The sequence below is a fragment of the Rickettsia endosymbiont of Gonocerus acuteangulatus genome, from assembly GCF_964026435.1.
Lineage (GTDB): Bacteria > Pseudomonadota > Alphaproteobacteria > Rickettsiales > Rickettsiaceae > Rickettsia.
This window is the reverse complement of sequence record NZ_OZ032147.1, coordinates 1,372,408-1,396,972: the sequence shown is the minus strand read 5'-3', so window position 1 is coordinate 1,396,972 and position 24,565 is coordinate 1,372,408. Positions and strand designations below refer to the sequence as shown.

Genomic DNA, 24,565 nt, shown 5'->3' with positions numbered 1-24,565 from the left:
TAAAGGATATTATAAAGTGATGCACTGTAAAAACATAGCTTTGTAGTAAGGGTTTTTAGCATATTTGCTATAACATAGCGTAAGTTTTGTTTGTTTAAATTTACTGTTCCTACCAACAGAGTTGAGTATGTTGTTACCAATAACAAAACTCAAAAATCTTCTAAAGCTGCACAAGATGAGTGTGGCTTTCGATGGGTAATTGAGAGCATGCACAGAGAAATTAAGCAACTTACTGGGATAGAACGTTGTCAATGCAGGAAACAGCGTCTTCAACGTAATCATATTAGTTGGGCATTTTTAGTTTGGGCATTTCTCAAAAGGACTGCAAATACAATCGGTAAAACGGTTTACCAAATAAAGTTAGGGCTTTTAGATGACTATATGCAACAACAGCTGCGTTCTCCATCTTTACGATATTTAGAACCAAACATAGCGTAAGTTTTGTATTGTTTCAATGACCTTGTCATTAACTGCTGTATTCATACCAATATTATTTATGAGCGGTATTTTAGGAAAATTATTGCACGAACTCGCTGTTGTAATCACTACTGCTATCCTGCTTTCAGGAGTTATTTCAATCACTGTTACCCCAATGTTATGTAATGTGTTTTTGAAGGATGGATGTCATCCTCGCGAAAGCAGGGATCCAGAAAAACAAATGGATTCCCGCCTACGCGGGAATGACAGTATAACCGAAAAAGCTTTCGAATATATCAAACAAAAATATAGTAATAGCCTTGAGGTAGTAGCTGAATACTCTAAAACTACTATGCTTGTATTTTTGCTAGTGATTATTGTTGCAACAGCCTATCTTTTCGGATTAGTGCGTAAAGGCTTTATGCCTGCTTCCGATACTGGACAAATCCTAATATTTACTGAAGCTGCTCAAACTATTTCCTTTGATGCAATGGTGAAAGAACAACAACAAGTAAGTGACGTATTACTTAAAAACCCTAATATAGAGTTGTTCTTTTCGGCAGTTGGTGTATCAGGCAGAAATTCATCAGTTAATCCAAGGTACGATTTTTATCAGCCTAAAACCACGTAACCAACGAGTAGGTGCAGACGAGGTAATTGATCAATTACGTTCAAAACTAAATCATTTAGTTGGCTTAAAGGTATATACCCAAAACGTGCCAACTATTACTAATTGGCGGGCAGGCAACAAAAAGCCAATATCAATATACCCTGCAAGGTCTTGATCAAGATGAGCTGTTTGATTTTTCCCCAAAATTACAGGCAAAACTTGCAGCTACGCCTGGATTTTTAGACGTAACTTCGGATTTACAAATGTCACAACCACAAACTTTAGTGCAAATTGATAGGTACAAAGCAGCAAAGCTAGGTATATCGGTTGAGCAAATACAAAATGTTTTATATGCTGCTTATGGGGCTGATCAGATTTCAACTTTATATACTCCTACTGCCCAATATGATATTATTTTAGAGTTAGATCCTAAATATCAAACTGATTCATCAATGTTATCCTTAGTTAATATTAATTCTGCAAATAACACTTTAGTCCCACTGACCACTCTTGCTAAAATTGTTAATAGCGTTGGACCTTTAAGTATTTCACATTTTGGTCAATTACCATCCGTTACAGTATCATTTAATTTACAAGACGGCTTTTCAATTAGCGATGCCGTTCCAAAAGTTAATGAAGCGGTAAGAGAATTACAAATGCCGGCAACAATTACGGGAAGTTTCCAAGGAACTGCACAAGCTTTCCAGTCTTCTTTTTCTGACCTTGGGCTATTACTAGGTCTTGCCGTTATAGTTATATATATCATTCTCGGCATGCTTTATGAAAGTTTCGTGCATCCGGGGTAACAATTCTTTCAGGGCTGCCAACTGCCGTGTTTGGTGCATTACTTACCTTGCTAATATTTACAAAACTTACGCTATGTTATAGCAAATATGCTAAAAACCCTTACTACAAAGCTATGTTTTTACAGTGCATCACTTTATAATATCCTTTAATTTATAGGAATTATATCAAACATAGCGTAAGTTTTGTTTAAGAGTGAGTTGGATATGTACGGCTTTGTCGGGCTTATTATGTTAATCGGTATCGTTAAGAAAAATGCTATTATGATTATCGACTTTGCCTTAGAACTTGAATGTACTAGCAATAAAAGTTCCAAAGATGCAATTTTAGAGGCTTGCACTATAAGATTTAGACCTATAATGATGACCACCTTAGCGGCATTAATGGGTGCTATGCCGATAGCTCTTGGGATTAGTAGCACAGGAGCAGAAAGAAGATCGCTAGGGCTTGCAGTAGTTGGCGGGCTTCTTACTTCACAACTACTAACTCTCTACATCACACCAATTATCTTCCTATATCTAGAAGCAGCTAAAAGAAAACTCCAATCCGTGTCATCACACGGATAAGTCGGCTTTGGTGGACACCTTATGTTGTCATCCCGTGATTTATGAACTAGAGCCAGTTAAAAATACTAATAAAATTAGTATTTTTTATTATTTTCTGGATCTAGTTCCCAAGCACGGTATGAGACTACCTTAGGATACTTTTCGATCCACGCAACAATGCTTACGCAGGAATGACATTATATAAAAATGTATTTCTTTTAAAAAAACTTTTTTCTTAAACGTATTTATAATATATTAGACATATATATTTAATATTGAGGACATAATGAAAAAAAATCCAAAAATCTCATTAATAGGAAGCGGTAATATAGGTGGAACGCTTGCTCATTTAATCAGTCTTAAAAACTTAGGTGATATAGTATTATTTGATGTGGCTGAAGGAATTCCGCAAGGAAAAGCTCTAGATATAATGCAAGCAAATACTCTAGCAGGTTCTGATATCAAAATTAAAGGCACAAATGACTATAAAGATATTAAAGGGTCAGACACAATAATTATTACTGCCGGTTTGCCTAGAAAACCTGGCATGAGTAGAGACGATTTAATTAGCGTCAATACCGGTATTATGAAAAGCGTTGCAGAAAATGTTAAAAAATACGCTCCTAATGCTTTTGTAATAGTAATTACCAACCCGCTAGATGTCATGGTTTACGTGATGTTGAAAGAAAGCGGCTTGCCACATAATAAAGTTATTGGTATGGCGGGCGTGCTTGACTCCTCAAGATTTAACCTTTTTCTTGCTGAGGAGTTTAAAGTGTCAACTTATAGCGTTAGCAGTATAGTACTTGGCGGTCATGGTGATGCTATGGTACCGCTTGCTAGATATTCTACTGTCAAAGGTGTGCCTATACCTGATCTGGTAAAAATGGGATTATCAACCAATGAGCGTATCGAAAAAATAATTGATCGCACTAGAAATGGCGGTGGCGAAATCGTGGCATTACTTAAAACAGGATCAGCTTATTATGCCCCTGCTGCTTCTGCTGTAGAAATGCTTGAATCTTATTTACAAGATAAACGACAAATTCTAACCTGTGCTGCTTACTTGCAAGGCGAATATGGCGTAAAAGATTTATATGCTGGTGTACCCATTATTATAGGCAAAAATGGTGTAGAGAAAGTAATCGAACTGCAACTAACTGCTGATGAACAAGCTTTATTTGATAAGTCAGTAGACGGAGTTAGAAAGTTGATTGAAACGGTGAAGTAAGTTAATCTTCATTGCGAGTAGGTATTAATCTACCTGGATCAATCCCCACTGTCACCCCATGATTTATTCTATAGTACCGGACATTTTTAAAAAAATGTTATATTTTTTTCAGGTATAGGTGACCTTATATGTCATTCTTAGCTAGAGGCGGGAATCCACATAAAGCGAGATAAATCGAGCTTTTTATTTAAAAAACTTGCTGCTTTTATGTTAATCTCTTTTGGGTATATTCCCCGCCGCTTGCGGCGTAATATGGCGGAATGAGCAAATATATACATAAAAGTCATAATGTTACGGTACTGCTGTATCACATGGTATTTCCAGCAAAATATCGCCGAGCAGTGTTTGACGTATCAGTTGATCAAGTATTACGAGAAATATGTTTAGAGATAGAAAAGAGATATCAAATAAAATTTTTAGAAATAGGGGTTGATGAAGATCATGTCCATTTTTTGGTACAATCTGTACCAACCTATAGCGTAACAAAAATAGTAACAACAATTAAAAGTGTTACAGCTCGTCAAATATTTAGACAGTGTCCACAGGTAAAGAAACAATTATGGGGTGGAGAATTTTGGACTGATGGATATTTTACGAGTACGGTAGGTAAGCATGGAAATGAGAATATGATAGGAAAATACGTAAAAAACCAAGGCAAGGAATATCAGAAACTGCATGAGGATCATCAGCTAGCTTTCTTCTAAAATACCCCGCTGCTTGCGGCGGGGATTACTTTTATTCACAGGATCCAGCTAAAAAATACTAATATTATTAGTATTTTTTATTATTTTCTGGATCTTTAGTTCCCAAGCAACTAGATGACACTGATGATGCTTTTCGATCCACGCAATGACGAAAAATTAAAACCGACTAATTATTATTTACCCCAGAAAAATCGTAAACATAATTTGTTAATGGGCTTACTAGCTCTACTATAGTGCTATAAGCTGTTGTGAAAATATCATTGCTATGTGTGCTAGGATAAAATCTTCAACAATAACTTCTTGGTCTGAGAATATATCATTAAAGTCATCTATTGATTTTAATAATGTAAACATTGCTTTAGTACCACTAGACATATCTGATACTGTATAGCATAAGTCATTAAGGTACTGACAGAGCGAGAGTATCATGTTATAGTAAGCAAATATTAACAAGCATGTAAAGAGATATGGCACGAGCATATGCAATAGAACTAAGACTAAGAGTTATAAAAGCTGTAGAAGCAGGGATACGAATAAGTAAGGTAAGTAAATTATTTAATGTAAGTCGTGATACTATATATAAATGGAAAAAATTAAAAGATAAGCAAGGTACTTTAGAAGCAGCAACTGGTTATCAGAAAGGACATAGTCATAAGATAAAAGATTCAGAATCTTTTAAAGAATTTTTTAAAGCTAATATGAATAAAACATCAAAGGAGTTAGCAAAGCAATGGGGTAATATTGCATCTGTAACTATTTTAAGACAAATCAGAAAACTTGGCTATAGCTATAAAAAAACTCATTTTCATCCGAAAAGAGATATTAAATTAAGAAATGAATTTATAGCAAAGATACAAACCATCACAAAAGACAAATTAGTATATCTTGATGAATCTGGAATAGAGGATAATGCTTGCAAAGAGTATGGATGGAGCATTATAGGACAAAGGTGTTATGGAGAAAAGGTGTATCAACATAAATTTACAAAACTTACACTATGTTTGGTTCTAAATATCGTAAAGATGGAGAACGCAGCTGTTGTTGCATATAGTCATCTAAAAGCCCTAACTTTATTTGGTAAACCGTTTTACCGATTGTATTTGCAGTCCTTTTGAGAAATGCCCAAACTAAAAATGCCCAACTAATATGATTACGTTGAATACGCTGTTTCCTGCATTGACAACGTTCTATCCCAGTAAGTTGCTTAATTTCTCTGTGCATGCTCTCAATTACCCATCGAAAGCCACACTCATCTTGTGCAGCTTTAGAAGATTTGTGAGTTTTGTTATTGGTAACAACATACTCAACTCTGTTGGTAGAAACAGTAAATTTAAACAAATTAACATGCTTATTTTTAGCAAAGCCTTTTATATGAATCTCTACTCCATGCCTGATCTCTTCATCTGAAAATGTCAACTCTTTTACAGCTTTATAAGGTTTAGAATCGTGTGTTTTACTAACGTTTCTATTGGCTTTAATAGGGGCATAATAATATTTCCCCAGAGAGTCAACATGTTGCATAATTTTGTGTGTAGAATACCATGTGTCAAAAAGTACTGTTTGAAAAGGAATCTTCTTGCTATAAACAGCATTATTTAACATGTTTAATAGGTGTTCTAGTTTTGTTGCTCCATCATGATCAGGTGCAAAAATTCGATAATCTATTACCCAAAACTTATTAATATCAGGGTTATAATATACCAGACTCACTACTCCTATACCTTTAGTAACTCTACCTGTAGCTCCACTGTACTGCGATCTTGCAATTTCTATTTGCTTCGTATTCCTTTTATTTAAAACCGTATCATCAAATATTGTATATCCATTAGATGAAAAAATAACATCATTCTTGATGTGTTCCCATAACAAAGAAGGTGTATATTTTTCATTCCTTAAAAATCTATTAATAACATCATGACTACATATTCTTTGCATGTTCAGCGTAGTAGGTTAAACTATAATTCTTTTGGCTAACTATTAAAAATTGACAATAATCTGTCCTATTAATTGGTATTGCTTGCAACTTTATCCTCTTGGACATGTTTAATTATTTTTACAATAATTTATCACTTTTTTACTCATAGCGTAAGTTTTGTCTAATAACTTTTGTTACTTCAACGGGAGCTGCGATATTGCTTAAGTTATTTTTTTTGTTCCGATGTATTACTAACCAAATTAATAATATTATAAGTGATATTGCTAATATCGTTAATACTAAATTCCGCATTATTATTTTAAGCATTGTTTTATTTGCCTCAATATCTACTTTATGTACTTGTAGACGAAGTTTTATTTGGAAAAGAGCAAGGCACTTTGAAGCTTCAAAACTTACGCTATGAGTAAAAAAGTGATAAATTATTGTAAAAATAATTAAACATGTCAAAGAGGATAAAGTTGCAAGCAATACCAATTAATAGGACAGATTATTGTCAATTTTTAATAGTTAGCCAAAAGAATTATAGTTTAACCTACTACGCTGAACATGCAAAGAAATGTAGTCATGATGTTATTAATAGATTTTTAAGGAATGAAAAATATACACCTTCTTTGTTATGGGAACACATCAAGAATGATGTTATTTTTTCATCTAATGGATATACAATATTTGATGATACGGTTTTAAATAAAAGGAATACGAAGCAAATAGAAATTGCAAGATCGCAGTACAGTGGAGCTACAGGTAGAGTTACTAAAGGTATAGGAGTAGTGAGTCTGGTATATTATAGCATAAATCATTAAGATACTGACAATTTAATAGTATTAAAAACAGCATCATAAAATGTTTCAAAATCTCCTACAACTTTCCTAATTTCATTTTTTATCTTAAACCAGTAATGCTCTATAGGATTTAAATCAGGAGAGTAAGTTGGTAAATACAATATGGTACAACCAACGGATTCAATTAACTCTTTAACTTTAGAATTTTTATGAAAATTAATGTTATCCATAATAACGGTTTGCCCAGGTTGTAATTCTGTAATTAATACATCCCTAATATAAGTTTTAAAGACCTCTGTATTACAATTACCTTCAAATATTACAGGAGTAATAAGATTACCATTACAAAGACCAGCTATCATACTTATTCTAAATTTATGTTGATACACCTTTTCTCCATAACACCTTTGTCCTATAATGCTCCATCCATACTCTTTGCAAGCATTATCCTCTATTCCAGATTCATCAAGATATACTAATTTGTCTTTTGTGATGGTTTGTATCTTTGCTATAAATTCATTTCTTAATTTAATATCTCTTTTCGGATGAAAATGAGTTTTGTTTATAGCTATAGCCAAGTTTTCTGATTTGTCTTAAAATAGTTACAGATGCAATATTACCCCATTGCTTTGCTAACTCCTTTGATGTTTTATTCATATTAGCTTTAAAAAATTCTGAATCTTTTATCTTATGACTATGTCCTTTCTGATAACCAGTTGCTGCTTCTAAAGTACCTTGCTTATCTTTTAATTTTTTCCATTTATATATAGTATCACGACTTACATTAAATAATTTACTTACCTTACTTATTCGTATCCCTGCTTCTACAGCTTTTATAACTCTTAGTCTTAGTTCTATTGCATATGCTCGTGCCATATCTCTTTACATGCTTGTTAATATTTGCTTACTATAACATGATACTCTCGCTCTGTCAGTACCTTAATGACTTATGCTACAAAACTTACGCTATGTTTGATATAATGCCCATGAATTAAGGGATATTATGAAGTGCTTCACTATAAAACATTGCTGTGTAATAAGAGTTTTTAGCATATTTGCTATAACATAGCGTAAGTTTTGGCTATATAACCCTGATATTAATAAGTTTTGGGTAATAGATTATCGAATTTTTGCACCTGATCATGATGGAGCAACAAAACTAGAACACCTATTAAACATGTTAAATAATGCTGTTTATAGCAAGAAGATTCCTTTTCAAACAGTACTTTTTGACACATGGTATTCTACACACAAAATTATGCAACATGTTGACTCTCTGGGGAAATATTATTATGCCCCTATTAAAGCCAACAAAACTTACGCTATGTTATAGCAAATATGCTAAAAACTCTTATTACACAGCAATGTTTTATAGTGAAGCACTTCATAATATCCCTTAATTCATGGGCATTATATCAAACATAGCATAAGTTTTGCCAATAGAAACGTTAGTAAAACGCACGATTCTAAACCTTATAAAGCTGTAAAAGAGTTGACATTTTCAGATGAAGAGATCAGGCATGGAGTAGAGATTCATATAAAAGGCTTTGCTAAAAATAAGCATGTTAATTTGTTTAAATTTACTGTTTCTACCAACAGAGTTGAGTATGTTGTTACCAATAACAAAACTCACAAATCTTCTAAAGCTGCACAAGATGAGTGTGGCTTTCGATGGGTAATTGAGAGCATGCACAGAGAAATTAAGCAACTTACTGGGATAGAACGTTGTCAATGCAGGAAACAGCGTATTCAACGTAATCATATTAGTTGGGCATTTTTAGTTTGGGCATTTCTCAAAAGGACTGCAAATACAATCGGTAAAACGGTTTACCAAATAAAGTTAGGGCTTTTAGATGACTATATGCAACAACAGCTGCGTTCTCCATCTTTACGATATTTAGAACCAAACATAGCGTAAGTTTTGATGTTTAATAGGTGTTCTAGTTTTGTTGCTCCATCATGATCAGGTGCAAAAATTCGATAATCTATTACCCAAAACTTATTAATATCAGGGTTATAATATACCAGACTCACTACTCCTATACCTTTAGTAACTCTACCTGTAGCTCCACTGTACTGCGATCTTGCAATTTCTATTTGCTTCGTATTCCTTTTAATAAAAGTAATCCCCGCCGCAAGCAGCGGGGTATTTTAGAAGAAAGCTAGCTGATGATCCTCATGCAGTTTCTGATATTCCTTGCCTTGGTTTTTTACGTATTTTCCTATCATATTCTCATTTCCATGCTTACCTACCGTACTCGTAAAATATCCATCAGTCCAAAATTCTCCACCCCATAATTGTTTCTTTACCTGTGGACACTGTCTAAATATTTGACGAGCTGTAACACTTTTAATTGTTGTTACTATTTTTGTTACGCTATAGGTTGGTACAGATTGTACCAAAAAATGGACATGATCTTCATCAACCCCTATTTCTAAAAATTTTATTTGATATCTCTTTTCTATCTCTAAACATATTTCTCGTAATACTTGATCAACTGATACGTCAAACACTGCTCGGCGATATTTTGCTGGAAATACCATGTGATACAGCAGTACCGTAACATTATGACTTTTATGTATATATTTGCTCATTCCGCCATATTACGCCGCAAGCGGCGGGGAATATACCCAAAAGAGATTTAAAACCGTATCATCAAATATTGTATATCCATTAGATGAAAAAATAACATCATTCTTGATGTGTTCCCATAACAAAGAAGGTGTATATTTTTCATTCCTTAAAAATCTATTAATAACATCATGACTACATTTCTTTGCATGTTCAGCGTAGTAGGTTAAACTATAATTCTTTTGGCTAACTATTAAAAATTGACAATAATCTGTCCTATTAATTGGTATTGCTTGCAACTTTATCCTCTTGGACATGTTTAATTATTTTTACAATAATTTATCACTTTTTTACTCATAGCGTAAGTTTTGGCTTATAACCGCAGCGTATATATAATACGTGAGGATTATAAGCGAAAAGTAACGCCGCCAATTTTTCAAATAAAACGAGTCTACCAATTTCCACCAAGTGCATGGAAGACATTAACCATGCTACTTAAATGTGAAAGCTTAATAGAAACTCCATCTATTTCGTTCTATAACATATTCTGTTTAGCAGTAAGTACTGTAAATAATCTATATTACCATGTTTATAACACTGATTCGCTAATTTAAAAATAAGAGGTTAAGGCTACTTCATTTTGTTGCCAGATACGAAAATTATTACTCACTGTTTGCTGAGCCGATAAAGCGTCCATAACCTCACCAAAAGCTGTACGCACAGTTGCTTTATACATAGCTATGTATTGTTGTTTAGTGCTTTCCACAATCTCTACATTAGCCTTAGTTTTACCGAAATCAAAGATAGGACCAGCTATAGTACCACCTACTTGCCAAGTCTCAGCTGAGCTACCAAATAGAGTATTTAACTTATTACTGCCAAAACCTAATAAACCTGTTAAAGAAATCTGCGGAAAATAAGTGGCTTTCACTGCTCTTAAATTACTATCAGCTGCAAATAAATTCTGCTCTGCTGCCTTAATATCCGGTCTTTGTCCTAAAAGTTCTGATGGTAATACAGGCGTAGTAGGAAAATAATCTATAGGCTTATCACGATAAACTAAGCCATTTACTATATTTTCAGGGGAGCAGCCTAATAAAATCTTTAAAGCTGTTTCATGCTCCTGTCTTTTAGTTGCTTGGTTAGATATATTTGTTTATCCAATGCTAGAATATTAAAATAGCTGATAGCCACATTACTTATAACTGTTAGCCGTACTGCCTCCTTGCTATATTCGCTTGCTAGCAAGGTTCTACGGGCTGATTCACTAGCATTAGCAGCTAGTCCCCATAATTCTATTTCGTAATTAAGTACACTACCAAGCCCAAAATTATTAGAAATTTTTGGCTGATTTGGTTGTTTTAATTGTTTACTAATCTTTGTGCGATTGCTACTTCCTTGTAGATTAATCTGTGGAAATCTATAAGAATTAACAAGGTTATATTGAGCTGTTGCAGCTGCGACATTGCTCATTGCAAGTTCAATATCAGAGTTATAGCTTAATGCGATAAGGTAGTGATTTTTTAAGAGCATAGTAAACAGCATCAAAAAAGTGCTCAAAATTAGAAATAGTTTTTCTTATTTCATTCTTGATTTTAAACCAGTAATGCTCAATAGGATTTAAGTCAGGAGAGTAAGTTGGTAAAAATAAAATACTGCAACCAACAGATTCAATTAACGTTTTCACTTTTGTACTTTTATGAAAATTAATATTATCCATTACTACTATCTGACCAGCCTTTAATTCCTTGATCAATATCTCTTGTACATAAGTTTCAAAAATGTCCTTATTACATGTCCCATCAAATATTATTGGGGCAATAATATCTTTGACACACAGCCCAGCAATCATACTAATCCGTGATTTATGTTGATAGACCTTTTCACCATAACATCTTTGACCGATAATGCTCCACCCGTGTTCTCTACAGCTATTATCTTCTATCCCAGACTCATCGATAAATACTAAATCTTGTTTATCTATAGTTTTTAGTTTCAATATAAACTCATTCCTTAGACCAATATCCCTTTTGGGATGAAGAAAAGTTTTTTTTATAACTATAACCTAATTTATTAAGCAATCTTGATATCGTACTTGCAGATACTTTTTGACTCCAGTTATTAGCTAGCTCCATGGTGGTTTTATCAAAATTTAATTCTATAAATTTTTTAAATCCCTCTATGTCTCTTATTATTCTACGATGTCCTGTATGATAACCACTTTTTGCTTTGACATCCCCAGTTTGTTTCTTTAATTTTTTCCACTCTATTATAGTCTTCCTACTAATAGAGTATATCTCTGAAGTCTCTTTTATTGTTTTACCATCTGTTAAACTTTTTATTACTCGTATTCTTAAATCGTATGAATATGCCTTTGCCATAAGTTTTTCATTTAGTATAATCCAACTCATACTATAAGTCACTACCTTATCGCATTAAGCTATATTAGCTAAAGATTCCTCAATTAAGTTATTAAGTACCGGATCGTTAAATTGTAACCACCATTTAGAAATATGGTTATTTTGAGATGCTAATGAATAATTATTCCAACTATTAGGTAATGGAAGGTTAGGGGGGGATCATATGTTGCTTTACAGCTGCATAGTAGTAGAAGTGATAGAATTATAACATTCTTGTAGAACGACGTAGCTAATTTTTGAAATTCATCGAGTATATTCATTAAAATTAAGATAAATTAATATTACTTAATTTTAATTATGATTCTTTAAACTATTATGTCAATATACTGCGATCTTTTTTCAACTAACTATTTTTAAACCATGTAATAATGTTACTAACTTCTCTGAAATAACTTTAATATTATAGGTTTGCGTTAGTTTTAGATAAGCTTTTTGGGAAAATTGTTCTGCTTTTTGTGGATTGTCTATTAGGTAGGCAATGCTTTTGGCTAAATCTTCCGGTGATCTGGCTTTACAAATTAATCTATCTTGCATATGTTTTAAGATTTCGCTTGGACCTTCAGTATCTGTACTAACTATAGGTAGACTATTTTCCATTGCCTCAAGTACTATGATGCCAAACGGTTCATGTAGTGATGGAAGGCAAAAAATATCAATTTGTTCAAAAAATTTATCTTTATCATTAACCCATCCTGTAAATAATATTTTATCTTGTAAGTTAAGTTTATTTACTAAAGCAGTTAGATTATCTTGTTCCTCTCCATTACCACCTATAACTGCTTGAACTTCATAGTTTTTGTCCTGTAAAATTTTGATAGCATTAATAAAAACATCAACACCTTTTTTAGCTACGAACCTTGCTAGTACGCCAATTACCACCGGTTTTTTATATGATTTATTAGGAGTAAATTCTTTAGTGATATTTATCATATTTGGTAGGATAAATATTTTAGATTCAGAAAAGTTATTTTTTAATAAATGCTCTTTCATATGATGCGTTAAAGCAATAACAAAATCGCATCCACGCAAGGCTTTTATGCTATAGTTATGAGCAATGCCAATTAGTTTAGTTTTAGGCGTTTTAGCAAGTTTACTAAAATTTATTGCTCTATTCCCATGAGCTATAATAATATCAGGCTTAGTTTTATAGATTTTATATTTCAGAACAAGAACTGAAATTAAGTCAAAAGATAACAAGTTAGGGATCTTAAAATTGCTAGATATAAACGAATTTATTTTTGCCTTGTAGGAGGTAACATTTATTACCTCAATATTTTGCATTTCAAGAGCTGTGTTATAGTCTAAAAAAGCTTGTTGTATGCCACCAAGATCACGGCTTAGCATAATATTTAGTATCTTCATTTTTACTTTAATTGCTCAATTTCTTCTTTAGTTAAATCGGTAAAATCGATAATTTCTTCTAAAGGCCTATTTTTAGCTAACATTTTTTTAGCCAAAGCAATTTTTGATTCTTTTAAATTAGCCCTAGCTTCACCTCGTGCCTCACCTCTAGCTTCGGCATCCATAATTTTCTGCTCTTCTACAGCTAAATTATCCATTTCGGTTTTTACCATTTTTTCATAGGTGTTGAGTTCTTCTTCCGACCAACTAGCTTGATCTAAAGCGTAAAAAGCTTTTTTCATAATAAGATCAGGACCTATTAAATGCTCCATTTCTTCTAATGTACTTTCATGTGCATGTTTAAAAAAATATGCCCATTTTTCTTGAAGATTCTCTAATTGATTTAGTTCTTTGTTAAATTTCTCTAATTCTAAAAAAATAAAATAAAAATTCTGTAAATCATTCTCATAGGTTTTAGTATCAAGTAGCCTATGGTTTGATCTCCAGTCCTTTTTATTTGGGAATAGGACAAAATCAGCAATAGCAAGGAATATGACGCCTTTTAGCTTTGCATATACTGCCATTTTTTTATGATGTTTATCCTCTTTAATTATTTGTCTTGAATAAGCTTTGGCTGCATAAAGTTGGGCTCTTTTTTCAAAGCCTGGATGTTTACTTACCGGCATTTCTACAATAAATTGCGTGCCATTTTCATCTTTGCACAACACGTCAAGGATAGATTGTCTATAAACTGCAATATCAGGGTCTTGATTAGTTTTTAAGAAAGTAACTTCTTTAATTTGTTCTTCTCCTGTATAACCTAAAATATCATTTAAGAAATGGATAAGTATGTCCTTATTCTTTTCAGTGCCGAAAATTTTTAAAAAGGCATAATTATTTTTAGGATCTAAGAAACGTGAAAGTAGCATTTGAAATCTATTTTGATATATAATAACTTCATTATAGCAAATTCTAAGAAATTTGCTATAATACAATCTTAAATATTAGAATTACATTATGAGTAGTAAGATTAACTTTGTAAAAATGCATGGTCTTGGTAATGATTTCGTTATTATTAACAAGAAAGATTTAACTGGTACATACGATTTATCACAACTGGCAAAGAGTATGGCAGAACGTCATTTAGGTATTGGATGCGATCAATTTATTATCTACGAAGAGCAAAATGATTCTTACGAAATGATTATCTATAATATTGATGGTTCTAGTGCTAAATTATGCGGTAATGCTACGAGATGTTTAGCAAAATTGATCTATCTTGATACAGGTAAAAAAGATATTACTGTAGTAGTAGGTAATAAGAAATTATTATGTCATGTTATAGATGCAAATAATATTAGTGTTAATGTAGGTGGGGTTAGTTTTAATGAATCTTGGATGCCAAGTCGTGATAATATTTGGGAGTTTGCTGAACGTTATATGATTGATTTAAAGGAAACTATTTGTGTTGATATCAGTAATCCGCATTTGGTTATTTTTAGTAAGTTAGAGCTGCAAGATCAAAAAATTGTCGGTGAGAAATTACAGGATAAAGATTTGTTTATAGATGGTGTTAATGTTAATTTTGCCGAGGTTAGGGATAATAAAATTTATCTATCAGTTTGGGAGCGTGGAGCAGGACTAACTCTTGCTTGTGGTAGTGGTGCTTGCGGTAGCTTTGCTGCTGGTTTAAAGCTCGGTTTTATTCACTCACCATGTAAAGTAGTATTTAAACATGGTAACCTTATTATGAAAGAGGAAAATGGTAATATAATAATGCAAGGACCGGCTACGATGGTAGCTCAAGGGGTATATTATTGTGAGTAATCTTAAGCAAGAAATAGTAACATTTGGTTGCCGCCTTAATATCTATGAAAGCGAGATAATTATGAAAAATCTTGCAGCTTCAGGGCTTGACAATGTCGCAGTATTTAATACTTGTGCAGTAACAAAATCTGCTGAAAAACAAGCACGTCAAGCTATTCGTGCCGCTAAAAAAAATAATCCTGATTTAAAAATTATTGTCACCGGTTGTAGTGCTCAAACTAATCCTAAAATGTATGGCGATATGCCAGAAGTTAACAAGGTTATAGGTAATGAGGAAAAGCTGCTGCCAAGTCATTATCAAATTAATGATGAAAAAGTAGTTGTTAACGATATAATGTCAGTGAAAGAGACCGCAAACCATCTAATTAGTAGTTTTGATGGCAAATCTCGGGCTTTTATTCAGGTGCAAAATGGTTGCGATCATAATTGTACTTTTTGTATAATTCCCTATGGTAGAGGTAGAAGCAGGTCAACAGCGATCGGAGCTATAGCCGAACAAGTGAAGCATTTAGTATTAAATGGCTTTAAGGAAGTGGTTTTTACCGGTGTTGATGTTACGGCTTATGGTGGTGATTTGCCCGGAAGCCCAACCTTTGCTCAGATGATAAAAAGGGTTTTAAATTTAGTTCCAGATTTAAAAAGGCTTCGGCTATCTTCGGTAGATGTAGCCGAAATAGATGATGAGCTTTTTGAGCTTTTAGCCTATAATAAAAGAATAATGCCGCATTTTCATATTAGTTTGCAAGCAGGCGATGATATGATATTAAAGCGGATGAAAAGACGGCATAATAGAGCTGAAATAATCGAATTTTGTAACAGGCTGCGAGCAATTAGACCTGAAGTATCTTTTGGAGCTGATATTATAGCAGGTTTTCCAACGGAAACCCCTGAAATATTTGAAAATACTAGGAAGTTAATTGCAGAAGCTGAGTTGCAATATTTACATGTTTTTCCGTATTCGGAGCGTGAGGGAACACCGGCGGCTCGTATGCCCCAAGTACCGAAAGCTATAAGAAAAGAAAGAGCTGAAATTCTAAGACAAGAAGGGCAGAAGCAATTAGCTAAGTTTTTCAGGAAGCATATAGGGCAGAAAGTGGAGTTATTAGTAGAGAATAATAATATAGCTCACACAGAGAATTTTATACCGGTAAAGCTCGATGAACCACTAGAAATAGGGCAGATATTTAAAGCGAAGCTAGTGGGGATGGAGGATGGATGTATGAAATGTGTATTAGTTTAATCAATGGGGTCATCCTGTTGTTTGTCCACGGGATGACAATATAATTGGATTCCCTCCATTGTTGGGAATGACATAGAGCTATGCAGTGGCATATAAAATACAATAAAAACAAAAAATCATGGATAATATAGAAACAATATTAAGGCTGGCGGAAGAGAAAATTTTGCTCGTGCAAAGCTTAAAAACTTTACAAGAATATAAAGTAGAGTTTTTTGGTAAAAATGGCATAGTTACTAATGAGCTTAAAAAGTTAGGTTCTTTAAGTGAGCAGGATCGCAAAGAATTTGGCTTAAAAATCAATAAGTTAAAAGAAGAAATACAGAATATAATAAAAGCCAAAGAAGAAATTTTGGAAGAAGAGGAATTAAATCTTAAACTCTCTAGTGATAAAATTGATTTAACTATTCCAGCAAGAAAATATAAGCAAGGTTCAATTCACCCAATAACTCAGTGTATGGAGGAATTAATCCAAGTATTTGCTAAGTTTGGTTTTTCGATAGAAAGCGGTCCGAATATTGATAATGATTTTCATAATTTTACTGCTCTTAATTTTGAGGATGACCATCCTGCAAGGCAAATGCATGATACTTTCTATTTAAAAGGTCAGGAAAATGATAAGCCGTTACTGCTTCGTACTCATACATCCACAGTGCAGATTAGAGCAATGAAAAACGGCAAACCGCCTTTTAGATTTATAGCACCAGGTAGGACTTATAGATCGGATTCTGACATGACTCATACGCCGATGTTTCACCAAATAGAGGGGCTTGTTATTGATAAAGATATTAATATGGGACATTTAAAATATGTCATCACGGAATTTATAAGAAACTTTTTTGAAAACTCGAATATTGAACTACGTTTTAGACCAAGCTTCTTCCCATTTACTGAACCTTCAGCCGAAGTTGATATTAGGATGAGCAAAACTGATAAATGGCTTGAGGTTTTGGGCTGTGGAATGGTTCACCCAAACGTACTTAAAAATGTCGGCATTGATAGTAGCCAATATCAAGGCTTTGCTTTTGGACTTGGGGTAGAGCGTTTTGCGATGCTGAAATATAATATTAAAGATTTAAGACAATTTTTTGAAGGTGATATGCGTTGGCTCAAACATTATAGCTTCTCAGGCTTTGATATACCAAATTTAGCAAGAAGGCTTACGAAATGAAATTTACCTTCTCATGGTTAAAACAGTTTTTAGATACATCAGCTTCAGTTACTGAAATTGCTGAAAGCTTAACTGCTATTGGGCTTGAAGTAGAAGAAATAATTGACAAAGCGGCAGATCTACAAAAGTTTGAAGTAGCATATATAGTAAGTACTAAACCACATCCCTCAGCCGATAAATTAAAGATTTGTGAAGTTGAAACCAAGAACGGCAATTTGCAAATAGTTTGCGGTGCAAGCAATGCAAGAGCCGGCATAAAAGTAGTACTGGCTAATATCGGTGTTGAAATTCCCAATGGCAAATTTAAGATTAAGGAATCTAATATTAGAGGGGCAAAAAGTTGCGGTATGCTTTGTTCTGAAGAGGAATTATTATTAGCTTCTGAGTCTGAGGGGATTATGGAGTTACCTGAAGATGCCGTAATCGGTGAGTCTTTTACCAAATGTTACGGCTTAGACGGTCAAGTATTTGTTATTAACGTTACTCCTAACCGCGGAGATGCTTTAGGGGTTTATGGCATCGCAAGAGATTTGGCAGCAAAAGGAATCGGGACGCTAAAAGAGCTAGAAATCCCTGAGGTGAAAAGTACATTTAGTTCCAAAGTAAAGCTTAGTGTACAAGATAAAGAAGCTTGCCCATTATTTACGTTCAGAGAAATACGAAATTTAAAGAATAAACCAAGCCCTGATTGGCTCCAGAAATTGCTTAAAAATATTGGTGTAAAGCCTATATCAAGCATAGTTGATGTGACAAATTATATGTCCTATAGCTTCGGTCAACCAATGCATGCTTATGATGCGGATAAGTTAAGGGGGGATGTTAGTGTAAGTCGTCATTGCGAGGAAAATGTCATCCCGCGGCTTGACCGCGGGATCCAAGAAAATTCCAAAGATACCGTGGTCAAGCCACGGTATGACAGTGATGACAAAAATGGATTCCACGCCCTGAACGATAAACAATATCTACTTAATGAAAGCGATCTAGTTGTAAAGGACGATAATGGCGTGCAAGCTTTAGCTGGTATCATTGGCGGAGTTAGTACTAGCTGTGATAGTAATACAACTAATATCTTACTAGAAGCTGCTTGTTTTAATGCTAAGATGGTTGCAGCGAGCGGTAGGCGGCTACAAATCGATACTGATTCTAGATATCGTTTTGAACGTAATATTGATAGAAACTTTATCGAAAAAGCTTTAAATATAGCAACTGACCTTATTTTATCAATATGTGATGGTGGTGAAGTATCAGAAATAGTAATATCTGGTAAAAAAGAACCCGCAAAAAAAACGTTGGATTTTCCAGCAGATTATCTACAAAAAATTACTGGAATTAAATTAAATATCAAAGAGATAGAGGCTGTTTTAAATAAACTTGGATTTGCTACCGATACCGAAAAAGATGTAATACAAGTAACTCCTCCGGCTTGGCGTCATGATATAAATATTTTAGAGGATGTTGTAGAAGAAATAACCCGTGTTTATGGTTATGATAAGATAGAGAACATAAAACTACCGGAATTAGACCAAGATAATAACCGTTTAAGAGAACATAAAAGAATCTCAAGCTTTAAAAGGATACTTGCAAGCAAAGGTTATGATGAGGTAGTTACCAACTCATTTATGAATAGCAAGGATGCTAAATTATTTGCTGAGCTAAAAGATGAGCTATTTTTGCTGAATCCTATAAGCGTTGAGGATGATTATATGCGTCCTACTATCGTGCCAAATTTACTTGATATAGTTCGAAAAAACCTTGCACGTTCTATAAAAGATATGGCTTTTTTTGAAGTTGGTCCAAATTTTATAGGGTTAAATACGGAAGCAACCTATTTAACGGCAATTTTAACAGGTTCATATAATAATAAAAACCCTCACTCAATGGGGCGTAGCTACGATATTTTTGATCTTAAAAGTGATTTAGAAAATATCTTTGATTATGCAGGATTATCTATAGAGAAATGTATTGTACCAAATCAGGCTACACCTTTATATTATCATCCGACTAGATCGGTAAATTTAGCCTTGGGGAAAAATTTATTAGGATCTTTTGGGCAGATACATCCTAAAATATTAAAGCATTATGATATTAAAGAGGACGTATTTGCGTTTGAGCTAAATATAACAAATTTACCTGCACCTAAAGCTAAATTTGGCAAGAGAGACGAGTTTATAATATCTGATTACCAAGCTAATTTTAGAGATTACGCATTTATTATAACTCATGATCAACCAGTTGGTGAAATAATATCATACATAAATAATTTTAACAAAAAGCTTGTCAAATCAGTTATATTATTTGATATTTATAGCGGTGATAAATTACCTTCAGATAAAAAGTCTATTGCAATTAGAGTAGGGCTTCAAGCTGATGATCGTACTTTAAATGAAGATAATTTAAATTCATTCAGCAAAGATTTAGTTACTGCAATAGAACAAAAATTTCAAGGAACATTAAGAGAGTAACAATATGTTAAAGGTAATAGTTGAGACAAAAACATTAGTTCAAGCACTTGGTTTTGCTAGTTCTGTTGTTGAAAAACGTAATGTAATATCCGAGCTTGCAAATATTAAATTATCAGCAAAGGATGGGCTGTTAGAGCTTAGCTCTACCAATATGGACTTATATTTAAGCCAAAAAATAGGAGTACAGGTAGTAAGTGAAGGCGAGCTTACTGTCTCCACTAAAACTTTAAATGATATAGTGAGAAAGCTTCCTGATTCAGAGCTTACCTTAACTGATTTAGGTACTACAGGGCTTGAAATAACAGGAAAAAATTGTCGCTTTAATTTATTTACTCTGCCGGTAGAGTCTTTTCCTGTGATGGATAATATTAATCCAGAAGCTAGCTTTAAAATTTCTTGTGCCGAGTTTGCTAAAATAATCGAATCAACAAAATTTTCGGTTTCTTTAGATGAGACTCGTTATAATCTAAACGGCATTTATTTGCATGTAAAAGATGGAGAGTTTTACGCAGCAAGTACCGATGGGCATAGGCTTTCCGTTTCGTCTGTAGAATTAGCTGAAAAAATAGATGATTTCGGTGTTATATTGCCGCAAAAAAGTGCTGAAGAGATTTTAAAAATAGTAAAAGATTCTAAAAATGCAAATGCGGATATAGAAATACTTTTAAGCAGTAATAAGATTAAGTTCATATGCAATGAAAATGTTATTATGCTATCAAAACTAATTGATGGTACTTTCCCTGATTACAGTAGCTTTATTCCAGAAAATAGCAGCTCAAAACTAGTAATTAACCGCAAAATATTTGCCGATACTATCGAGCGAATAGCAATAATAACAGTTGAAAAGTTCAGAGCTGTGAAATTGTCACTATCCGGTGAAGCTCTAGAGATCAGTGCAATAGGGGAAGCACGAGGAAATGCAAAAGAAGTTATTAATTCTTCAAAAGAGACAGAAAATTTTTACGAGTATAGTGGTGAAACTAATTTAGATATAGGCTTCAATCCGCAATATTTAGAAGATGTTCTAAAGGTTATAAAATCAGATTTAGTAGAGCTATATTTCTCAAGCGTTTCAGCTCCTGTACTCATTAAATTCCCTGAAAGCCCTAAGGATATATTTGTCGTCATGCCTGTAAAAGTATAGTATAGTCGTTTAATTTGAACAAGTTTCTTGTACCTAAGTTTTTACATGGTTCTGATGTCATTCCTGCGGAAGCGGGAATCCAGAAAAATAAACATAATTAACGCTATGTTCTTTACCGTCACTCCCCTTAATCTTAAATTCTAAATTTGAGTTATTTATTTCTACATCACAACTTATACAACAAAGTTTAGATAATCCTATAATATTTTCATCTAATTTGTTATTAGGATCACTGTTTCTTTTTCTTAAATAATCGACAATTCGCATTTCAGCGTGTCCTTTATTGTCTAATGGACCATCATATAGCATAAGTCATTAAGGTACTGACAGAGCGAGAGTATCATGTTATAGTAAGCAAATATTAACAAGCATGTAAAGAGATATGGCACGAGCATATGCAATAGAACTAAGACTAAGAGTTATAAAAGCTGTAGAAGCAGGGATACGAATAAGTAAGGTAAGTAAATTATTTAATGTAAGTCGTGATACTATATATAAATGGAAAAAATTAAAAGATAAGCAAGGTACTTTAGAAGCAGCAACTGGTTATCAGAAAGGACATAGTCATAAGATAAAAGATTCAGAATCTTTTAAAGAATTTTTTAAAGCTAATATGAATAAAACATCAAAGGAGTTAGCAAAGCAATGGGGTAATATTGCATCTGTAACTATTTTAAGACAAATCAGAAAACTTGGCTATAGCTATAAACAAAACTCATTTTCATCCGAAAAGAGATATTAAATTAAGAAATGAATTTATAGCAAAGATACAAACCATCACAAAAGACAAATTAGTATATCTTGATGAATCTGGAATAGAGGATAATGCTTGCAAAGAGTATGGATGGAGCATTATAGGACAAAGGTGTTATGGAGAAAAGGTGTATCAACATAAATTTAGAATAAGTATGATAGCTGGTCTTTGTAATGGTAATCTTATTGCTCCTGTAATATTTGAAGGTAATTGTAATACAGAGGTCTTTAAAACTTATATTAGGGATGTATTAATTACAGAATTACAACCTGGGCAAACCGTTATTATGGATAACATTAATTTTCATAAAAATTCTAAAGTTAAAGAGTTCATTGAATCCGTTGGTTGTACCATATTGTATTTACCAACTTACTCTCCTGATTTAAATCCTATAGAGCATTACTGGTTTAAGATAAAAAATGAAATTAGGAAAGTTGTAGGAGATTTTGAAACATTTTATGATGCTGTTTTTAATACTATTAAATTGTCAGTATCTTAATGATTTATGCTATAATTAATTTTCTTTAAAGTAAGACTCCAAAACTTACGCTATGTTTGGTTCTAAATATCGTAAAGATGGAGAACGCACAGCTGTTGTTGCATATAGTCATCTAAAAGCCCTAACTTTATTTGGTAAACCGTTTTACCGATTGTATTTGCAGTCCTTTTGAGAAATGCCCAAACTAAAAATGCCCAACTAATATGATTACGTTGAATACGCTGTTTCCTGCATTGACAACGTTCTATCCCAGTAAGTTGCTTAATTTCTCTGTGCATGCTCTCAATTACCCATCGAAAGCCACACTCATCTTGTGCAGCTTTAGAAGATTTTTGAGTTTTGTTATTGGTAACAACATACTCAACTCTGTTGGTAGAAACAGTAAATTTAAACAAATTAACATGCTTATTTTTAGCAAAGCCTTTTATATGAATCTCTACTCCATGCCTGATCTCTTCATCTGAAAATGTCAACTCTTTTACAGCTTTATAAGGTTTACAAAACTTACGCTATGAGTAAAAAAGTGATAAATTATTGTAAAAATAATTAAACATGTCAAAGAGGATAAAGTTGCAAGCAATACCAATTAATAGGACAGATTATTGTCAATTTTTAATAGTTAGCCAAAAGAATTATAGCAAAACTTACGCTATGTTATAGCAAATATGCTAAAAACTCTTATTACACAGCAATGTTTTATAGTGAAGCACTTCATAATATCCCTTAATTCATGGGCATTATATCAAACATAGCGTAAGTTTTGATAGTTTAACCTACTACGCTGAACATGCAAAGAAATGTAGTCATGATGTTATTAATAGATTTTTAAGGAATGAAAAATATACACCTTCTTTGTTATGGGAACACATCAAGAATGATGTTATTTTTTCATCTAATGGATATACAATATTTGATGATACGGTTTTAAATAAAAGGAATACGAAGCAAATAGAAATTGCAAGATCGCAGTACAGTGGAGCTACAGGTAGAGTTACTAAAGGTATAGGAGTAGTGAGTCTGGTATATTATAACCCTGATATTAATAAGTTTTGGGTAATAGATTATCGAATTTTTGCACCTGATCATGATGGAGCAACAAAACTAGAACACCTATTAAACATGTTAAATAATGCTGTTTATAGCAAGAAGATTCCTTTTCAAACAGTACTTTTTGACACATGGTATTCTACACACAAAATTATGCAACATGTTGACTCTCTGGGGAAATATTATTATGCCCCTATTAAAGCCAATAGAAACGTTAGTAAAACGCACGATTCTAAACCTTATAAAGCTGTAAAAGAGTTGACATTTTCAGATGAAGAGATCAGGCATGGAGTAGAGATTCATATAAAAGGCTTTGCTAAAAATAAGCATGTTAATTTGTTTAAATTTACTGTTTCTACCAACAGAGTTGAGTATGTTGTTACCAATAACAAAACTCACAAATCTTCTAAAGCTGCACAAGATGAGTGTGGCTTTCGATGGGTAATTGAGAGCATGCACAGAGAAATTAAGCAACTTACTGGGATAGAACGTTGTCAATGCAGGAAACAGCGTATTCAACGTAATCATATTAGTTGGGCATTTTTAGTTTGGGCATTTCTCAAAAGGACTGCAAATACAATCGGTAAAACGGTTTACCAAATAAAGTTAGGGCTTTTAGATGACTATATGCAACAACAGCTGCGTTCTCCATCTTTACGATATTTAGAACCAAACATAGCGTAAGTTTTGTTTAGAATCGTGCGTTTTACTAACGTTTCTATTGGCTTTAATAGGGGCATAATAATATTTCCCCAGAGAGTCAACATGTTGCATAATTTTGTGTGTAGAATACCATGTGTCAAAAAGTACTGTTTGAAAAGGAATCTTCTTGCTATAAACAGCATTATTTAACATGTTTAATAGGTGTTCTAGTTTTGTTGCTCCATCATGATCAGGTGCAAAAATTCGATAATCTATTACCCAAAACTTATTAATATCAGGGTTATAATATACCAGACTCACTACTCCTATACCTTTAGTAACTCTACCTGTAGCTCCACTGTACTGCGATCTTGCAATTTCTATTTGCTTCGTATTCCTCAAAACTTACGCTATGAGTAA

30 protein-coding genes and 3 pseudogenes are annotated in these 24,565 nt (G+C 33.2%); 17 read left to right on the top strand and 16 right to left on the bottom strand.

Annotation, left to right across the window (positions count from 1 at the left end):
• Nucleotides 1–90 precede the first annotated feature (90 nt).
• The 5 genes and pseudogenes from AAGD55_RS08630 to mdh all read left to right on the top strand — a co-directional run bounded on the left by AAGD55_RS08630 (nucleotide 91) and on the right by mdh (nucleotide 3,607).
• Nucleotides 91–438, top strand: a complete 348-nt coding sequence (locus AAGD55_RS08630; RefSeq protein ID WP_341791174.1) for a transposase — start codon at nucleotides 91–93, stop codon at nucleotides 436–438.
• 16 nt (nucleotides 439–454) lie between these two features.
• Nucleotides 455–1,048, top strand: coding sequence for an efflux RND transporter permease subunit (locus tag AAGD55_RS08625; protein ID WP_341791173.1), 594 nt, complete (start codon nucleotides 455–457; stop codon nucleotides 1,046–1,048).
• A gap of 74 nt (nucleotides 1,049–1,122) precedes the next feature.
• Nucleotides 1,123–1,889 (top strand): annotated as a pseudogene (locus tag AAGD55_RS08620) (efflux RND transporter permease subunit); the annotation flags it as partial.
• Nucleotides 1,890–2,019: 130 nt separating this feature from the next.
• Nucleotides 2,020–2,397, top strand: a pseudogene (locus AAGD55_RS08615) (efflux RND transporter permease subunit); the annotation flags it as partial.
• A 265-nt stretch (nucleotides 2,398–2,662) separates the two neighbouring features.
• Complete coding sequence (mdh, locus tag AAGD55_RS08610) at nucleotides 2,663–3,607, top strand: malate dehydrogenase (RefSeq protein WP_341791171.1); 945 nt, start codon at nucleotides 2,663–2,665, stop codon at nucleotides 3,605–3,607.
• A 137-nt stretch (nucleotides 3,608–3,744) separates the two neighbouring features.
• Here the strand turns inward: mdh and AAGD55_RS08605 are convergent, their stop codons facing one another.
• Nucleotides 3,745–3,894 carry a hypothetical protein gene (locus AAGD55_RS08605; RefSeq protein WP_341792611.1) on the bottom strand — a complete coding sequence of 50 codons (150 nt, stop codon included), beginning with the start codon at nucleotides 3,892–3,894 and terminating at the stop codon, nucleotides 3,745–3,747.
• On the opposite strand from AAGD55_RS08605, the gene tnpA (AAGD55_RS08600) reads away from it, so the two are divergent.
• A complete protein-coding gene (gene tnpA, locus AAGD55_RS08600) occupies nucleotides 3,868–4,311 on the top strand; it encodes an IS200/IS605 family transposase (RefSeq protein WP_341790826.1) in 444 nt (147 codons plus the stop codon). The two genes, AAGD55_RS08605 and tnpA (AAGD55_RS08600), sit on opposite strands and share 27 nt — an antisense overlap.
• 228 nt (nucleotides 4,312–4,539) lie before the next feature.
• On the opposite strand, the gene AAGD55_RS08595 is transcribed toward tnpA (AAGD55_RS08600), so the two are convergent.
• Nucleotides 4,540–4,686, bottom strand: coding sequence for a hypothetical protein (locus AAGD55_RS08595; RefSeq protein WP_341791170.1), 147 nt, complete (start codon nucleotides 4,684–4,686; stop codon nucleotides 4,540–4,542).
• Nucleotides 4,687–4,778: 92 nt separating this feature from the next.
• On the opposite strand from AAGD55_RS08595, the pseudogene AAGD55_RS08590 reads away from it, so the two are divergent.
• Nucleotides 4,779–5,081: pseudogene (locus tag AAGD55_RS08590) on the top strand (IS630 transposase-related protein); the annotation flags it as partial.
• 220 nt (nucleotides 5,082–5,301) lie between these two features.
• Here AAGD55_RS08590 and AAGD55_RS08585 read toward each other — a convergent pair.
• Nucleotides 5,302–6,246 (bottom strand): transposase, encoded by a 945-nt coding sequence (locus tag AAGD55_RS08585; protein ID WP_341791169.1) that lies wholly within the window; start codon nucleotides 6,244–6,246, stop codon nucleotides 5,302–5,304.
• On the bottom strand, nucleotides 6,230–6,352 hold the full coding sequence (locus AAGD55_RS08580; RefSeq protein ID WP_341791168.1) for a hypothetical protein: 123 nt from the start codon (nucleotides 6,350–6,352) through the stop codon (nucleotides 6,230–6,232). The genes AAGD55_RS08585 and AAGD55_RS08580 overlap by 17 nt, the downstream gene beginning before the upstream one ends.
• Before the next feature lie 335 nt (nucleotides 6,353–6,687).
• On the opposite strand from AAGD55_RS08580, the gene AAGD55_RS08575 reads away from it, so the two are divergent.
• A complete protein-coding gene (locus AAGD55_RS08575) occupies nucleotides 6,688–7,050 on the top strand; it encodes a hypothetical protein (protein WP_341791167.1) in 363 nt (120 codons plus the stop codon).
• Here the strand turns inward: AAGD55_RS08575 and AAGD55_RS08570 are convergent.
• Nucleotides 7,047–7,905 (bottom strand): IS630 family transposase gene (locus AAGD55_RS08570; RefSeq protein WP_341791166.1). Its coding sequence is split into 2 segments (ribosomal slippage): nucleotides 7,047–7,589 and nucleotides 7,591–7,905, totalling 858 coding nucleotides; the frame shifts between segments, so codons are not numbered across the junction. The genes AAGD55_RS08575 and AAGD55_RS08570 overlap by 4 nt on opposite strands.
• Before the next feature lie 301 nt (nucleotides 7,906–8,206).
• On the opposite strand from AAGD55_RS08570, the gene AAGD55_RS08565 reads away from it, so the two are divergent.
• Together AAGD55_RS08565 and AAGD55_RS08560 are read left to right on the top strand one after the other, a co-directional pair.
• Complete coding sequence (locus tag AAGD55_RS08565) at nucleotides 8,207–8,362, top strand: hypothetical protein (RefSeq protein WP_341791165.1); 156 nt, start codon at nucleotides 8,207–8,209, stop codon at nucleotides 8,360–8,362.
• A gap of 159 nt (nucleotides 8,363–8,521) precedes the next feature.
• A complete protein-coding gene (locus tag AAGD55_RS08560) occupies nucleotides 8,522–8,947 on the top strand; it encodes a transposase (protein ID WP_341791164.1) in 426 nt (141 codons plus the stop codon).
• On the opposite strand, the gene AAGD55_RS08555 is transcribed toward AAGD55_RS08560, so the two are convergent.
• From AAGD55_RS08555 to AAGD55_RS08520, 8 genes are all read right to left on the bottom strand, one after another.
• The gene (locus AAGD55_RS08555; RefSeq protein WP_341791163.1) at nucleotides 8,887–9,063 is read right to left on the bottom strand and encodes a hypothetical protein; all 177 of its coding nucleotides are present in this window, start codon (nucleotides 9,061–9,063) and stop codon (nucleotides 8,887–8,889) included. The two genes, AAGD55_RS08560 and AAGD55_RS08555, sit on opposite strands and share 61 nt — an antisense overlap.
• 117 nt (nucleotides 9,064–9,180) lie before the next feature.
• Nucleotides 9,181–9,624: an IS200/IS605 family transposase gene (tnpA, locus tag AAGD55_RS08550; RefSeq protein WP_341790826.1), complete on the bottom strand. Its 444-nt coding sequence runs from the start codon at nucleotides 9,622–9,624 to the stop codon at nucleotides 9,181–9,183.
• Between the two features lie 9 nt (nucleotides 9,625–9,633).
• Complete coding sequence (locus AAGD55_RS08545; protein WP_341791162.1) at nucleotides 9,634–9,918, bottom strand: hypothetical protein; 285 nt, start codon at nucleotides 9,916–9,918, stop codon at nucleotides 9,634–9,636.
• 293 nt (nucleotides 9,919–10,211) lie between these two features.
• The gene (locus AAGD55_RS08540; RefSeq protein ID WP_341792568.1) at nucleotides 10,212–10,583 is read right to left on the bottom strand and encodes a TolC family protein; all 372 of its coding nucleotides are present in this window, start codon (nucleotides 10,581–10,583) and stop codon (nucleotides 10,212–10,214) included.
• Between the two features lie 122 nt (nucleotides 10,584–10,705).
• Nucleotides 10,706–11,074, bottom strand: a complete 369-nt coding sequence (locus AAGD55_RS08535; protein WP_341791161.1) for a TolC family protein — start codon at nucleotides 11,072–11,074, stop codon at nucleotides 10,706–10,708.
• 19 nt (nucleotides 11,075–11,093) lie between these two features.
• Nucleotides 11,094–11,982 (bottom strand): IS630 family transposase gene (locus tag AAGD55_RS08530; protein ID WP_341792495.1). Its coding sequence is split into 2 segments (ribosomal slippage): nucleotides 11,094–11,654 and nucleotides 11,656–11,982, totalling 888 coding nucleotides; the frame shifts between segments, so codons are not numbered across the junction.
• A 378-nt stretch (nucleotides 11,983–12,360) separates the two neighbouring features.
• A complete protein-coding gene (locus AAGD55_RS08525) occupies nucleotides 12,361–13,383 on the bottom strand; it encodes a glycosyltransferase family 4 protein (protein WP_341791160.1) in 1,023 nt (340 codons plus the stop codon).
• A gap of 2 nt (nucleotides 13,384–13,385) precedes the next feature.
• A complete protein-coding gene (locus AAGD55_RS08520; RefSeq protein WP_341791159.1) occupies nucleotides 13,386–14,291 on the bottom strand; it encodes an Rpn family recombination-promoting nuclease/putative transposase in 906 nt (301 codons plus the stop codon).
• Nucleotides 14,292–14,379: 88 nt separating this feature from the next.
• On the opposite strand from AAGD55_RS08520, the gene dapF reads away from it, so the two are divergent.
• The 5 genes from dapF to dnaN all read left to right on the top strand — a co-directional run bounded on the left by dapF (nucleotide 14,380) and on the right by dnaN (nucleotide 21,203).
• Nucleotides 14,380–15,189, top strand: coding sequence for a diaminopimelate epimerase (gene dapF / locus AAGD55_RS08515; protein WP_341791158.1), 810 nt, complete (start codon nucleotides 14,380–14,382; stop codon nucleotides 15,187–15,189).
• Nucleotides 15,179–16,429 (top strand): tRNA (N(6)-L-threonylcarbamoyladenosine(37)-C(2))-methylthiotransferase MtaB, encoded by a 1,251-nt coding sequence (mtaB, locus tag AAGD55_RS08510; RefSeq protein WP_341792567.1) that lies wholly within the window; start codon nucleotides 15,179–15,181, stop codon nucleotides 16,427–16,429. The genes dapF and mtaB overlap by 11 nt, the downstream gene beginning before the upstream one ends.
• A gap of 118 nt (nucleotides 16,430–16,547) precedes the next feature.
• On the top strand, nucleotides 16,548–17,597 hold the full coding sequence (gene pheS, locus AAGD55_RS08505; RefSeq protein ID WP_341791157.1) for a phenylalanine--tRNA ligase subunit alpha: 1,050 nt from the start codon (nucleotides 16,548–16,550) through the stop codon (nucleotides 17,595–17,597).
• Nucleotides 17,594–20,059, top strand: coding sequence for a phenylalanine--tRNA ligase subunit beta (gene pheT, locus AAGD55_RS08500; protein WP_341791156.1), 2,466 nt, complete (start codon nucleotides 17,594–17,596; stop codon nucleotides 20,057–20,059). The genes pheS and pheT overlap by 4 nt, the downstream gene beginning before the upstream one ends.
• A gap of 4 nt (nucleotides 20,060–20,063) precedes the next feature.
• Nucleotides 20,064–21,203 (top strand): DNA polymerase III subunit beta, encoded by a 1,140-nt coding sequence (gene dnaN / locus AAGD55_RS08495; RefSeq protein WP_341791155.1) that lies wholly within the window; start codon nucleotides 20,064–20,066, stop codon nucleotides 21,201–21,203.
• Between the two features lie 57 nt (nucleotides 21,204–21,260).
• On the opposite strand, the gene AAGD55_RS08490 is transcribed toward dnaN, so the two are convergent.
• Complete coding sequence (locus tag AAGD55_RS08490; protein WP_341791154.1) at nucleotides 21,261–21,512, bottom strand: hypothetical protein; 252 nt, start codon at nucleotides 21,510–21,512, stop codon at nucleotides 21,261–21,263.
• A 73-nt stretch (nucleotides 21,513–21,585) separates the two neighbouring features.
• On the opposite strand from AAGD55_RS08490, the gene AAGD55_RS08485 reads away from it, so the two are divergent.
• Nucleotides 21,586–22,456 (top strand): IS630 family transposase gene (locus tag AAGD55_RS08485; protein WP_341790833.1). Its coding sequence is split into 2 segments (ribosomal slippage): nucleotides 21,586–21,912 and nucleotides 21,914–22,456, totalling 870 coding nucleotides; the frame shifts between segments, so codons are not numbered across the junction.
• A gap of 62 nt (nucleotides 22,457–22,518) precedes the next feature.
• On the opposite strand, the gene AAGD55_RS08480 is transcribed toward AAGD55_RS08485, so the two are convergent.
• Nucleotides 22,519–22,929 (bottom strand): transposase, encoded by a 411-nt coding sequence (locus tag AAGD55_RS08480; protein ID WP_341791153.1) that lies wholly within the window; start codon nucleotides 22,927–22,929, stop codon nucleotides 22,519–22,521.
• Nucleotides 22,930–23,182: 253 nt separating this feature from the next.
• On the opposite strand from AAGD55_RS08480, the gene AAGD55_RS08475 reads away from it, so the two are divergent.
• Nucleotides 23,183–24,187, top strand: coding sequence for a transposase (locus AAGD55_RS08475; protein WP_341792566.1), 1,005 nt, complete (start codon nucleotides 23,183–23,185; stop codon nucleotides 24,185–24,187).
• Here AAGD55_RS08475 and AAGD55_RS08470 read toward each other — a convergent pair.
• A complete protein-coding gene (locus tag AAGD55_RS08470; RefSeq protein ID WP_341791152.1) occupies nucleotides 24,167–24,547 on the bottom strand; it encodes a hypothetical protein in 381 nt (126 codons plus the stop codon). The genes AAGD55_RS08475 and AAGD55_RS08470 overlap by 21 nt on opposite strands.
• Nucleotides 24,548–24,565: the final 18 nt, after the last annotated feature.